Source organism: Burkholderia anthinoferrum (assembly GCF_002925705.1).
GTDB classification, from domain to species: Bacteria; Pseudomonadota; Gammaproteobacteria; order Burkholderiales; family Burkholderiaceae; genus Burkholderia; species Burkholderia semiarida.
The window spans coordinates 25,579-38,729 of sequence record NZ_LFZP01000019.1 but is presented as its reverse complement, the minus strand read 5'-3'; the positions used below and the strand labels follow the sequence as shown (position 1 = coordinate 38,729).

At 66.7% G+C, this 13,151-nt stretch carries 13 protein-coding genes; 5 read left to right on the top strand and 8 right to left on the bottom strand.

What is annotated here, in order from left to right; genetic code table 11:
- Positions 1–155: 155 nt before the first annotated feature.
- Together ispH and C5F75_RS05230 are read right to left on the bottom strand one after the other, a co-directional pair.
- On the bottom strand, positions 156–1,136 hold the full coding sequence (gene ispH, locus C5F75_RS05235) for a 4-hydroxy-3-methylbut-2-enyl diphosphate reductase (protein WP_059576830.1): 981 nt from the start codon (positions 1,134–1,136) through the stop codon (positions 156–158).
- Between the two features lie 2 nt (positions 1,137–1,138).
- Positions 1,139–1,594 (bottom strand): FKBP-type peptidyl-prolyl cis-trans isomerase, encoded by a 456-nt coding sequence (locus C5F75_RS05230; protein WP_006488950.1) that lies wholly within the window; start codon positions 1,592–1,594, stop codon positions 1,139–1,141.
- A gap of 135 nt (positions 1,595–1,729) precedes the next feature.
- On the opposite strand from C5F75_RS05230, the gene radC reads away from it, so the two are divergent.
- The 4 genes from radC to nadB all read left to right on the top strand — a co-directional run bounded on the left by radC (position 1,730) and on the right by nadB (position 4,907).
- The gene (gene radC, locus C5F75_RS05225) at positions 1,730–2,503 is read left to right on the top strand and encodes a RadC family protein (protein WP_059576833.1); all 774 of its coding nucleotides are present in this window, start codon (positions 1,730–1,732) and stop codon (positions 2,501–2,503) included.
- A 237-nt stretch (positions 2,504–2,740) separates the two neighbouring features.
- Entirely contained in the window at positions 2,741–2,974 is a 234-nt protein-coding gene (gene rpmB, locus C5F75_RS05220) for a 50S ribosomal protein L28 (protein ID WP_004186391.1), read from the top strand.
- Between the two features lie 17 nt (positions 2,975–2,991).
- Entirely contained in the window at positions 2,992–3,159 is a 168-nt protein-coding gene (gene rpmG, locus C5F75_RS05215; protein ID WP_006478046.1) for a 50S ribosomal protein L33, read from the top strand.
- Positions 3,160–3,320: 161 nt separating this feature from the next.
- Positions 3,321–4,907, top strand: coding sequence for an L-aspartate oxidase (gene nadB / locus C5F75_RS05210; RefSeq protein WP_059576836.1), 1,587 nt, complete (start codon positions 3,321–3,323; stop codon positions 4,905–4,907).
- Between the two features lie 95 nt (positions 4,908–5,002).
- Here nadB and nadC read toward each other — a convergent pair whose 3' ends face one another.
- The 6 genes from nadC to purN all read right to left on the bottom strand — a co-directional run bounded on the left by nadC (position 5,003) and on the right by purN (position 12,015).
- Positions 5,003–5,884: a carboxylating nicotinate-nucleotide diphosphorylase gene (gene nadC / locus C5F75_RS05205; protein ID WP_059576839.1), complete on the bottom strand. Its 882-nt coding sequence runs from the start codon at positions 5,882–5,884 to the stop codon at positions 5,003–5,005.
- Positions 5,881–7,017 carry a quinolinate synthase NadA gene (gene nadA, locus C5F75_RS05200; protein ID WP_059576914.1) on the bottom strand — a complete coding sequence of 379 codons (1,137 nt, stop codon included), beginning with the start codon at positions 7,015–7,017 and terminating at the stop codon, positions 5,881–5,883. The genes nadC and nadA overlap by 4 nt, the downstream gene beginning before the upstream one ends.
- Positions 7,018–7,278: 261 nt before the next feature.
- Positions 7,279–8,475 (bottom strand): DesA family fatty acid desaturase, encoded by a 1,197-nt coding sequence (locus tag C5F75_RS05195; RefSeq protein WP_059576842.1) that lies wholly within the window; start codon positions 8,473–8,475, stop codon positions 7,279–7,281.
- Between the two features lie 214 nt (positions 8,476–8,689).
- A complete protein-coding gene (locus C5F75_RS05190) occupies positions 8,690–10,072 on the bottom strand; it encodes a mechanosensitive ion channel family protein (protein ID WP_059576844.1) in 1,383 nt (460 codons plus the stop codon).
- An 18-nt stretch (positions 10,073–10,090) separates the two neighbouring features.
- Entirely contained in the window at positions 10,091–11,356 is a 1,266-nt protein-coding gene (locus C5F75_RS05185) for an RsmB/NOP family class I SAM-dependent RNA methyltransferase (protein ID WP_059576847.1), read from the bottom strand.
- Complete coding sequence (gene purN / locus C5F75_RS05180; protein ID WP_059576850.1) at positions 11,353–12,015, bottom strand: phosphoribosylglycinamide formyltransferase; 663 nt, start codon at positions 12,013–12,015, stop codon at positions 11,353–11,355. Before purN ends, C5F75_RS05185 begins: the two co-directional genes overlap by 4 nt.
- A gap of 122 nt (positions 12,016–12,137) precedes the next feature.
- On the opposite strand from purN, the gene C5F75_RS05175 reads away from it, so the two are divergent.
- Positions 12,138–13,130 (top strand): bifunctional riboflavin kinase/FAD synthetase, encoded by a 993-nt coding sequence (locus C5F75_RS05175; RefSeq protein ID WP_059576853.1) that lies wholly within the window; start codon positions 12,138–12,140, stop codon positions 13,128–13,130.
- Positions 13,131–13,151 lie beyond the last annotated feature (21 nt).

Here is a 13,151-nt window from a genome sequence, read left to right as displayed (position 1 = left end):
CCTGCATTGCAACCAATTTTGAGACACGATTGGGCGCGCCCGGAGCAACCGGGTTGCACCATGCTTGGGAATAACGGTTGCGATGTGAATTTCTAGGCACAAAAAAAGCGCGCCGACGGGCGCGCTTCGGTATTCCGCTGGGTGCGATGCGGCAATCAGGCCGCGGGCGGCAGGTTCAACCCGCGCGGCAGCGGAAACGACACGTTTTCCTCGATGCCCTCGAGTGCGCGGACGTTGCGCACGCCGAGCTCGCGCAGCCGCGCGATCACGGCCTGGGCGAGCACTTCGGGCGCCGACGCGCCGGCCGTCACGCCGATGCGGCGCTTGCCGGCAACCCATGCCGGATCGATCTGATCCGGCGCATCGACCATGTACGCGGCCACCCCGCGCTTTTCGGCCACTTCGCGCAGCCGGCTCGAGTTCGAGCTGTTCGGACTGCCGACCACGATCACGACGTCGCACTGCGGCGCCATGAACTTCACCGCATCCTGCCGGTTCTGCGTCGCGTAGCAGATGTCCTGCTTCTTCGGCTCGCGGATCTTCGGATACTTCGCCTTCAGCGCGCCGATGATCTCGGCCGCGTCGTCGACGGACAGCGTCGTCTGCGTGACGAGCGCGATGCGCTCGGGATCGGCGAGCTCGAGCTTCTGCACGTCCTCGACGCTTTCGACGAGATGCATGCCCCGCTCGACCTGGCCCATCGTGCCTTCGACCTCGGGATGGCCCTTGTGTCCGATCATGACGATGTCGACGCCGTCCTGGCGCATCTTCGCCACTTCGACGTGCACCTTCGTGACGAGCGGGCAGGTTGCGTCGTAAATGCGCAACCCGCGCACGTCCGCCTCGTCGCGCACGGCTTTCGACACGCCGTGCGCACTGAAGATCACGGTGTTGCCGGCCGGCACTTCCTCGAGTTCCTCGACGAAGATCGCGCCCTTCTTCTTCAGATCCTCGACCACGTACTTGTTGTGGACGATTTCGTGACGCACGTAGATCGGCGCACCGTGCATCGCGATGGCGCGCTCGACGATCTCGATCGCGCGGTCGACGCCCGCGCAGAAACCGCGCGGCTGGGCCAGCAGGATTTCGGCGTCGGCGGCGACGGTCTGCGCGGACAGCGTATCGGTGGTACTCATGATTACAGGATTCCGATGATTTTCACTTCGAACGTGAGCGCCTGGCCCGCGAGCGGATGATTGAAGTCGAACAGCGCCGAGGTCTCGCTGACTTCCTTCAGCACCCCCGCGTAGCGGCCGCCATCCGGTGCGTTGAACTCGATGAGCTCGCCCGGCGTGAAATCGTCGCCGACCATCCCGTTCTCGCGCAGCGTCGACAGCGTCACGCGCTGAAGCATGTCGGGATTGCGGGGGCCGAACCCCTGATCGGGCGCTAGCTGAAAAGTCGAGTGGTCGCCGACCCTGAGCCCGAGCAGAATCTGTTCCAGCGACGGCGCCAGTTGCCCCGCGCCCAGCAACAGCGTGGCCGGCTTGTCCGAGAAGGTGTTGACGATGTCGGCGCCGTCGGCCAGTGCCAGCCGGTAATGCAACGTGACGTGGGAACCGGGCTTCACTTCGGATAGATCGATGAGGCTCATGAATTACTCGTTCGGTCGGCGCCCGCTACGGCCGAATGGCCCGGCGCAAAGCCAATATTGTAAGTCACCTGAGCGTGCAAGGCGGAAAGTGCGACGACGTCGCGCACGCCGCCCGCCGCCAATGGAGTTCAGACCATGCTGTCACCCCGCCTCATCCTGCCGTCGGCCGAATGCCGCGACACCAGCGATGCGCCGGCCGATCCGCCCGCCCGCGTCATCCCGATCAACCGGCGCAGGCGCCGACCGGGCGACTGGCGGCCGGAGCGGCCGCGCGAGCGGCTGCTGGAACGCGGGCCGGCCGCGCTGACCGACGACGAACTGATCGCGCTGCTGCTCGGCACGGGCAAGCCCGGTCACGACGTATTCGTCATCGCCCGCGATCTGATCAAGCAGTACAAGTCGCTGCGCGGATTGCTCGAAGCGGGCGCCGACGATTTCGAGGCGCACCCCGGCATCGGCCCCGCGCGCTCCGCGCGGCTGGTCGCGGTCACCGAGATCGCCCGGCGCATGCTGGAGGAGAAGGCACGGGACGGCATGCAGATCGATTCGCCCGGCGCCGTCGAGGATTGCCTGCGAATGAAGATCGGCACGCTCCCGCACGAAGTATTCGTCGCGGTCTATCTGGACGCCCGCAACCGCATGATCGACATGGAGGAACTCGCGCGCGGCTCGCTCACGCGGATGGCCGTCTATCCGCGCGAGATCGTGCGCCGCGCGATGCAACAGAACGCCGCGGCGCTGATCGTCGCGCACAACCATCCGTCGGGCGCGGTGCAGCCGAGCGCGGAAGACCGCCGCCTGACGCGCGTGCTGAAAGACGCGCTCGAGCTCGTCGACGTGCGGCTGCTCGATCACGTCGTCGTCGGCGTCAGCGATACTTTCTCGTTCGCGCGGGCCGGTTGGCTGTAGACTGTGGCGCGGCAGCCCGTCCCAGGGCGCCGCAACGGCGAAGCGAAATTAGGTTTGATTTTTCTGAACTTTTTCTGCTAGAATCGCCGTCTGTCTTTTTTCCAACCAGTTCTAGCCATCGAAGGGCCTTGTCTGTAAGGGCTACGGCGTTCTGAGTGCAGCCATGGATCACGTGGCGGTGCGATGGAACCTTCACCGGCGATCGAACCCCGAATTTAGCGTATTAGGAGTGCTCTCATGGCACGCGTATGCCAAGTAACTGGGAAAGCGCCGATGAGCGGCAACAACGTTTCCCACGCCAACAACAAGACGAAGCGCCGCTTCCTGCCGAACCTGCAAAACCGCCGGTTCTGGGTGGAGAGCGAAAACCGCTGGGTGCGTCTGCGCGTCTCGAACGCCGGCCTGCGCCTGATCGACAAGAACGGCATCGATTCCGTGCTCGCTGACCTGCGCGCACGCGGCGAAGCCTAAGCCCAAGGAGCACAATCATGGCAAAAGGCGCCCGCGACAAGATCAAGCTCGAGTCGACCGCTGGTACGGGTCACTTCTACACGACCACGAAGAACAAGCGCAACATGCCGGAAAAGATGGCGATCAAGAAGTTCGATCCCGTCGTCCGCAAGCATGTGGAATACAAAGAAACCAAGATCAAGTAATCTCCGGTTTCTGCCAGCTTGACGGTGACCGAAAAGCCCCGCACATGCGGGGCTTTTTGTTTTGCGCGCACGCGCGGGCCCCCGACGCGGTATGCTCTCCCCTTTCCGCGGCGACAGCCGACGGAACGCAAGATCAAAAAGCGTAACGATGGAGATGCAGCATGAAATTCGACGTGGCGATCGTCGGCAGCGGCCTGGCAGGGCTGTCGGTCGCACTCAATCTGGCCAGCACGCGACGTGTCGCGCTGATCGCGAAACGTTCGATGATGGAGGGGGCGAGCGATAACGCGCAGGGCGGCATCGCAGCGGTCCTCGACTCGGCGGACAGCATCGAGAACCACGTCGACGACACGCTGGTCGCCGGTGGCGGCCTGTGCGACGAAGGCGCGACGCGCTACATCGTCGAGCACGGCCGCGAAGCGATCGAATGGCTGATCTCGCAAGGCGTGCCATTCACGAAGGACGACGCGGCCGAACTCGGCTTTCACTTGACGCGCGAAGGCGGTCACAGCCACCGCCGGATCATCCATGCGGCCGATGCGACCGGCCATGCGGTGCTCGCGACACTGTCGGAGCGGGCGCGCCAGCATCCGAACATCACGTTCCTCGAAAACCACCACGCGATCGACCTGATCACGTCGGACCGGCTCGGGCTGCCCGGCCGCCGCTGCCACGGCCTGTATGCGCTCGACGTCGACAACGACCGCACGATCACGATCGAGGCGCCGCACACGGTACTCGCCACCGGTGGCGCGGGCAAGGTCTACCTGTACACGACGAACCCCGATACCGCGACCGGCGACGGCATCGCGATGGCATGGCGTGCCGGCTGCCGCGTGTCGAACATGGAATTCATCCAGTTCCACCCCACCTGCCTGTTCCATCCATACGCGAAATCGTTCCTGATTTCGGAAGCCGTGCGCGGCGAAGGCGGCCTGCTGAAGCTGCCCGACGGTACGCGCTTCATGCCCTCGCACGATCCACGCGCCGAGCTCGCGCCGCGCGACATCGTCGCACGCGCGATCGACTTCGAGATCAAGAAGCGCGGGATCGACTGCGTGTATCTCGACATCAGCCATCAGCCGGAAGCATTCCTGCGCGAGCACTTCCCGACGATCCATGCGCGCTGCCTCGAATTCGGCATCGACATCGCGAAACAGCCGATCCCCGTCGTGCCGGCCGCGCACTATACGTGCGGCGGCGTCGTCACCGATCTCGCGGGCCGCACCGATCTCGCCGGCCTGTATGCGGTCGGCGAAACGTCGTACACGGGGCTGCACGGCGCGAACCGGCTCGCGAGCAACTCGCTGCTCGAATGTCTCGTGATCGGCCGCGCGGCAGCCGGGGCGATCGAGGCCGCCGGCTTCGACGCCGACACGCCGGCCGCGCTGCCCGCCTGGGACGAAAGCCGCGTGTCGGACGCGGACGAGGAAGTCGTCGTGGCGCACAACTGGGACGAATTGCGCCGCCTGATGTGGAACTACGTCGGCATCGTGCGCACCGACAAGCGTCTCGAACGCGCGAAGCACCGGCTGTCGCTGCTGCGCGACGAAATCCACGAGTACTACGCGAACTTCCGCGTGACGCGCGATCTGCTCGAACTGCGCAACCTCGTCGACGTGGCAACGCTGATCGTGAAGAGCGCGTACTCGCGCCGCGAAAGCCGCGGGCTGCACTACAGCCGCGACTGGCCGCATACGCTGCCGAAGGCGCTGCCGAGCGTGCTCACGCCGCGCTCGCGCCGCTAAGCGGCGCGCCGCCCTTCCCGGCTGCGGCCGCACAAGAAAAAGGCCGTTGGCGTTTGCGCGCCAACGGCCTTTTTGTCCGATCGGACGCGAATCGGTCAGTCGACGATCCGCATCGAATAGTCCGTCGCCCGCACGTCCTTCGTCAGCGCGCCGATCGAGATGCGATCGACGCCCGTCTCCGCGAACGTGCGCACCGTATCGAAATTGACGCCCCCGGACACTTCGAGCACGGCCTTGCCGGCCGCGACGCGTACCGCTTCGCGCATCATGTCCAGCGTGAAGTTGTCGAGCAGCACCGATTGCGCGCCATGCGCGAGTGCCGTGTCGAGCTGCGCAAGCGTCTCGACTTCGATCTGCACCGGCACGCCCGATTCGAGCGCGAACGCCGCATCGAGGGCTTCACCGACGCCGCCTGCCGCCGCGATGTGGTTCTCCTTGATCAGGATGCCGTCGTACAGCGCGAGACGCTGGTTCTCGCCGCCGCCCACCCGGACCGCGTACTTCTGCGCGAGCCGCAGCCCCGGCAGCGTCTTGCGCGTATCGAGGATCTTCGCGCGCGTACCTTCGACACGATCGACGTAACGGCGCGTCGCCGTCGCGACGCCCGACAGCAGCTGCAGGAAGTTCAGCCCGTTGCGCTCGGCCGTCAGCAACGCGCGCGCCGGCCCCTCGAGTTCGCACACGGCCGAATCGGGCATCATCCGGTCGCCTTCGCGATAGCGCCATTGCACGACGATCGACGGATCGATCCGCGCGATCACGGCCTCGAACCACGGCACGCCGCACAGCACGGCTTCCTCGCGCACGATGATCCGCGCACGGCGGCGCTCGGCGGCCGGCACGAGCCGCCCGGTCTGGTCGCCGGCACCGACGTCCTCGGCGATCGCGTCGGCCACGTTGCGCGCGATCGCTTCGTCGAATGCCGCCCCGTATTGGGCGCGGACGGCGTCGAACAGCGGGGAGACGGCGTTGCTCATGCGGCCCCCACGTTCGCGAACAGCTGCTGGTCGCGCTGCAGGTCGCCGCTCGCCTGCACGCGCTTCTTGTGCGCGGCCGCGAATTCGAGCATCCGGTCGATCGGCAAGCGCGCGCGTTCGCCGATCGCGGGATCGACGAAGATCTGGTTGTGACCGCGCTCGAGCACGTCGGCGAGGTTCGCGAGGCCGTTCATCGCCATCCACGGGCAGTGCGCGCAGCTCTTGCAGGTCGCGCTGTTGCCGGCCGTCGGCGCGGCGATGAAAGTCTTGCCGGGCGCGGCAAGCTGCATCTTGTGCAGGATGCCGAGGTCGGTCGCGACGATGAAGCGCTTCGCGTCGAACTTGACGGCCGCGTCGATCAGCTGCGTGGTCGAGCCGACGACGTCGGCCTGCGCGACGACGTTTTCCGGCGATTCCGGATGCACGAGCACCTTCGCGTCCGGATATTCGGCGCGCAGCAGGTCGAGCTCGATGCCCTTGAACTCGTCGTGGACGAGGCACGAGCCCTGCCACAGCAGCATGTCGGCGCCGGTTTTCTTCTGGATATAGCTGCCGAGATGGCGGTCCGGCGCCCAGATGATCTTTTCGCCGCGCGCGTGCAGGTCGGCCACGATCTCGAGGCCGATCGACGACGTGACCATCCAGTCCGCGCGCGCCTTCACGGCCGCGCTGGTGTTCGCGTAGACGACCACGGTACGGTCCGGATGCGCATCGCAGAATGCCGAGAATTCGTCGACCGGGCAGCCGAGGTCGAGCGAACAGGTCGCGTCGAGATCGGGCATCAGGATGCGCTTGTTCGGGCTCAGGATCTTCGCGGTCTCGCCCATGAAGCGCACGCCGGCGACGACCAGCGTCTGCGCGTCGTGATCGCGGCCGAAGCGGGCCATTTCGAGCGAATCCGCCACGCAGCCGCCCGTTTCGTCGGCCAGTTCCTGCAGTTCGGCATCCACGTAGTAGTGGGCGACGAGCACGGCCTTTTCACGGGTGAGCAATGTCTTGATGCGCGCCTTCAGCGCAGCGCGCTCCTCGGCGGACGGCGCATCGGGCACCTTGGCCCATGCTTGCCCGACGCTACAGACGGTGCCTGCCGACACCGGCCGGTCGTACTCGACGGATTTGATCGTCGATTGCATCTCCATATCTCCTGTCGACCCAAGTTAGCGCTTCAGCGCTTACTTGGGTCCCATGCTTCGCGGTCGGCCCAAGTTAGCGCTTTAGCGCTTACTTGGGTCCATGCTTCGCGGTCGGTGTGAGCGGTTTTTCGGCCCTGACGCGGCACCCAAACTTCACACCAATTCCGGCGCCTGGGCCATCCTGCAAAAACCAGCCGCCCAAATGAAAAAACCCCGCCAACGCGGGGTTTGTGACGTCCTGAGATTCTAATCGATTTCGAATCAGGCGTAGCGGCGCAGGCGCGTCGCGAATTCCTGCAGCGCCTTGATGCCGCTTTGTTCTGCGCGATGGCACCAATCCTGTAATTGCGCGAGAAGCTGTTCGCGCGACGCGGTCGAACGGTCCCAGATCGCGGCGAGATCCTGGCGCAGCTGGAAGTACGTATGCAGCTTCTGGCTGTTCGCGAAGATTTCCGGCAGCAGCTTCTTCTGCGGCTCGTCGAGGCCGTCGGCGTCCTTGTGGAACCACTTGCGCGCGCTGCGCATCAGCTGGTACTTCTCGCTCGAACCGAGTTCCTTCAGGTGCGCGAGCTCCTGGCGGTAGGCACGCTTGACGGCCTTGCCGTAGCGAGCCATCACTTCGTAGCGGTTCGACAGCACGGCCTGCAGCGTTTCCTGGTCGAGCACCGTCTTAGGCTTGTTCAGACGCGGCGTGGGCGCGACCTTCTTCACCTTCGCGAGACCGAATGCCGACATGATGCGGATGTACATCCAGCCGATGTCGAACTCGTACCACTTGTTCGACAGCTTCGCCGACGTCGCGAACGTATGGTGGTTGTTGTGCAGTTCCTCGCCGCCGATCACGATGCCCCACGGGAACAGGTTCGTGCTCGCGTCGGCCGAGTTGAAGTTGCGATAGCCCCAGAAGTGACCGAAGCCGTTGACGACGCCCGCCGCCCAGAACGGAATCCACACCATCTGCACGGCCCACACGGTCAGGCCGAGCACGCCGAACAGCGCGACGTCGATGACCATCATCAGGCTCACGCCGAGAATCGGGTACTTCGAGTAGACGTTGCGTTCGATCCAGTCGTTCGGCGTGCCGTGGCTGAACTTGCGCATCGTCTCTTCGTTCTTCGCTTCCGCGCGATACAGCTCGGCGCCCTCGAGGAACACCTTCCAGATGCCGCGCGTCTGCGGGCTGTGCGGATCTTCCTCGGTCTCGCACTTCGCGTGATGCTTGCGGTGAATCGCGGCCCACTGGCCGGTCAGCATGCCGGTGGTCATCCACAGCCACAGGCGGAAGAAATGGCTCGCGATCGGATGCAGCTCCAGCGCGCGGTGCGCCTGGCAGCGGTGCAGGTAGACCGTCACGCCGATGATCGTGACGTGCGTGACGGCGAGCGCGAACAACGCGACCTGCCACCACGAAAAATGCAGGAGCCCGTGGGAAAGAAAATCGAGCAGGGAATTCAACAAGGCAGTTACCTGTGATGAGAGCGACGCCCGTTGGCGTCAGAAGAATGAAAGCATACCGCGTGTAGACCAGAATTTTACTTCAACCGTTCCAAGTCTTTGTAAAAAATGAACATTTTCTTGCCCTCACGCAATCCGCGCGGTCCATGGGCGGACTGGGAAAGGCCTGCGATCCGGTTTCGACCGCGAAATCGGTACGATTGACCGGCCGCGAGCGCTATGCCGCCGGCGCGCGCGCGCCCAGCGCACCGTTGGCGGCAGCCGGATCGCGCCCGGCCGCCGCGCCGGCCGCGGGAAAGCCGTCCGGCAGTCCGACCACGCGCACTTCGCGCTGCGGAAACGGAATGGAAATCCCGTGCTCGCCGAACAGCCGCCAGATGTTGCGGTTCACGCTCGAGCGCACGCCCGACGTGCCTTTCGCCGCATCCTCGATCCAGAAACCCAGCTCCAGGTCGATCCCGTCCGCGCCGAAACTCGCGAGGTACGGCGTCGGCGCCGGCTCGGCCAGCACGCGCGGCACGTCCTTCGCGGCTTCGGCAAGCAATGCGAGTGCCTGCTCGACGTCGCTCGTGTAGGCGACCTGCACCGCGACCTTCGCGTAGCCGCGCGTCAGGTACGACGACTGGTTCTGCACGACGTCGGTGATCAGCTTCTCGTTCGGGATCAGCGTCTCGTTGCCGTCGAGGCCGCGCACGACCGTGTAGCGCGTGCGGATCTGCGTGACGACGCCCTGCAGCCCGCCGACGCTGATCGCATCGCCGAGCCGCAGCGAGCGGTCGAGCAGGATGATGAAGCCCGACACGTAGTTGCTCGCGATCTTCTGCAGCCCGAACCCGAGGCCGACGCCCACCGCGCCGCCGAACACGCCGAGCACCGTCACGTCGATACCGACGAGCGACAACCCGATCAGGATCGCCGCGAACACGAGCAGCGCGCGGCCGACCCGCGACAGCACGACCTTCAGGTTCGCGTCGAGCGTGCTCGCGCGCGACAGGCGATCCTCGAGCACCGAGCCGAGCCACATCGCGACCATCAGCGTCACGCACACCCACAGCGCGCCGGAGATCACCGACAGCAGCGTGAGGTGCGCGGTCGCGACCCGGAACTGCACGCTGTCGAGCCAGCCGAGCACGTCGCGCTGGATGCCGAGCACGGTCATCACCATCGCGGCCCACACGACGGTCGACACGATCTTCTCGACGACCGACAGCCACGCGTGCGTGTGGCCGTCGCGCGCGAACACGCGCCGCGCGAAGAAGAACAGCACGTAGATCAGCCCGATGCCGAACAGCGGCACGAGCGCGAGCGACAGCAGCGACGTCGACATGAACGGCTCGAACGCGAGCTGCGCGCCGCCGACGAACACGCCGCCGAACAACGGAAACAACGCACGCTTCAGGCTTTGCGCGCCCGCGCCCGGCGCGCGTCCGGCTGCCCGGCGCCGCGCATCGATCCGAGCGTGCACGAAGCGCGCGGCCACCCACGCGAGACACAGCGCACCGACGAGAATCGCCGCCTGCCAGATCATCACCGGCTGGTGGAAATCGCGAATCACCGATGCCAGCCGGCGCGACAGCAGGCGGCTCTGCAGACTCTCCATCGTCCGTCCGGCCAGCCGTTACTGCGCGGCGCGGCGTTCGAGCACCGCGGCGAAGAAGCCGTCCGTCGCGTGACGGTGCGGCCACAGCGACAGGTAGTCGCCCGTCTCGAGTTCGACGCGCTGGTCGGCCAGCACCTTCTGCGCCGGCACCAGCACGAACTCGGGATGATCGGCGAGGAACTGTTCGACGATGCGCTCGTTCTCGGCATCGAGCACGCTGCAGGTCGCGTAGACGAGCCGGCCGCCCTTCTTCACGAGGCGCGCGGCGCTCGCGAGGATCGACGCCTGCTTCGGCGTCAGCTCGTCGATCGCGGTGCGCGTCTGGCGCCACTTCAGGTCGGGATTGCGGCGCAGCGTGCCGAGGCCGCTGCACGGCGCGTCGACCAGCACGCGGTCGATCTTGCCGGCGAGCCGCTTGACCTTCGCGTCGTGCTCGCTGTCGATCAGCACCGGGTTCACGTTCGACAGCCCGCTGCGCGCGAGGCGCGGCTTCAGCTTCGCGAGGCGCTTCTCCGACACGTCGAACGCATAGAGGCGCCCCGTCGAGCGCATCATCGCGCCGAGCGCGAGCGTCTTGCCGCCCGCGCCCGCGCAGAAATCGACGACCATTTCGCCGCGCCGCGGCGCGACCAGCGAGCACAGCAGCTGGCTGCCTTCGTCCTGCACCTCGATCGCGCCTTCCTCGAACAGCTTCAGGCGCGTCAGCGCCGGCTTGCCGACCACGCGCACGCCGAACGGCGCGAACGGCGTCGCGCCCGCATCGATGCCGCTCGCGCGCAGCGCGTCGATCACCTGGTCGCGGGTCGCCTTCTGCGCGTTGGCACGCAGGTCGAGCGGCGCCGGGTAGTTCAGCGCGGCGGCGAGCTGCGCGAGCTCCTCGGCGTCGAAACGGGCCGACAGCGCCTGGTGAATCCAGTCGGGCAGGTTCGTGCGGATGCGCACCGGCAGGCTCGCCGGATCGATCTTCGACACGTGTTCGAGCCATGCCGACTCGGTGTCGGACAGGAACGGCTTCAGCGCATTGCGACCGACCGTCTGCATCAGGCCCAGCAGCGTGAGGCGCCGCGCGGGCGTGCCGGTGCCGCTCTCGGCCAGATGCGAAAACTCCATCTTCCGGCGCAGCACCGCGAACACGGCCTCGGCGATCACGCCGCGCTCCGCATGCCCGAGCTTCGGGTGCGCACGGAAGAACCGGCTCGTCGTCGCGTCGGCGGGGCCGGCGAATTTCAGCACCTCGGCCAGCAAAGTCTCGGTCTGGCCGATCAGGAATCCGTGCAGCTTCATACGCCCTCACTCGTTTCGGTATGCGGTTGATCCGCGAAAATCCAGCGCGCCTCGTCGGGCGCCACCACTGCGCGGCCGTTCTCGAGGCGCAGCCGCCCCTCGACGAACCAGCGCACCGCACGCGGATACAGCACATGCTCGACCGCCAGCACACGCCCCGCGAGCGCGGCCGCGTCGTCGCCGGCGCGCACGGGCACCGCGCCCTGCGCGACGATCGCGCCGCTGTCGAGCTCCGGAATGACGAAATGCACGCTCGCGCCATGCAGCGCGACGCCGGCGTCGAGCGCCTGCTGGTGCGTGTGGATGCCCTTGAAGCTCGGCAGCAGCGACGGATGGATGTTGAGCAGCCGGCCTTCGTATCGTCTGACGAATGCGGGCGTCAGGATGCGCATGAAGCCGGCGAGGACGACGAGATCGGGCGAGAAACGGTCGATCTCGGCGGCGAGCGCCGCGTCGAAGCTGTCGCGGCCGTCGAACGACCGGTGGTCGACCACCGCCGTCGCCGCCCCGTGCGACGCGGCAAAAGCCAGTCCGGCCGCATCGGGCCGGTTGGCGATCACGGCGGCAATCTCGGCCGGCCAGCGTTCCTGCGCGCACGCGCGGACGATGGCCTCCATGTTGCTGCCGCGACCGGAAATCAGGATCACGAGTTTTTTCATCCGCGAATTTTACCATTCGCCCTCGCGTTTCCCGCCTTCTCGGCCGTCGGCCCGCCCGAACGTTTATAATCTTCTGCTTTGCGGCATTCCACCGCTCATTCCCCGACGCTGCATCCGCTATCGTGAAAGTCTTCCGCGGCCTGCCCAACGCCGAGAGCCGCGCCCCGTGCGCGCTGACGATCGGCAACTTCGACGGTGTCCATCGCGGCCACCAGGCCCTGCTCGCGCGCGTGCGCGCGGCGGCGGACGCGCGCGGCCTGCCCGTGTGCGTGATGACGTTCGAGCCGCACCCGCGCGAATTCTTCAATCCGGCCGGCGCGCCGCCGCGCATCGCGATGCTGCGCGACAAGCTCGAGGCGCTGCGCGAGCACGGTGTCGACCGCGTCGTCGTCGAGCACTTCAACCACACGTTCGCGAGCCAGTCGCCGCAGGCGTTCGTCGAGCGCACGCTGGTGAACGGCCTGCACACGCGCTGGATGATGGTCGGCGACGATTTCTGCTACGGCGCGAAGCGCGCGGGCACCTTCGACACGCTGAAGGCGGCCGGCGAGCAGCACGGCTTCGAGGTCGAGCAGATGGGCACGGTGGCCGGCAGCGACGGCACGCGCATTTCCAGCTCCGGCGTGCGCGCGTCGCTCGCCGCGGGCGATCTCGACGCGGCCGCACAGGCGCTCGGCCACGGCTATGCGATCAGCGGCCACGTCGCGCACGGGCTGAAGCTCGGCCGCGATCTCGGCTTCCCGACGCTGAACCTGCCGATCGCGCACAAGCGGCCGGCGCTCGCGGGCATCTTCGTCGTGCAGGTGCACGGCCTCGGCCCCGAGCCGCTGCCGGGCGTCGCGAGCCTCGGGCTGCGTCCGACCGTCGACGATTCGGGCCGCGTGCTGCTCGAAGTCCACCTGCTCGACTGGCACGGCGACGCGTACGGCAAGCTGATCCGTGTCGAATTCCTGAAGAAGCTGCGCGACGAGGCGAAGTTCGACGATCTCGAGGCGCTGTCGCGCGCGATCGCGCTGGACGTCGCGAACGCGCGCGCGTACTTCGTCGAGCGCGACCGTGCGCCGGGCAGCCGGGCGACGGGCTTCGCGACGTCGGCCACCGACCGAATTAGCTGATCCGGACGGCGGCGCCCTGGC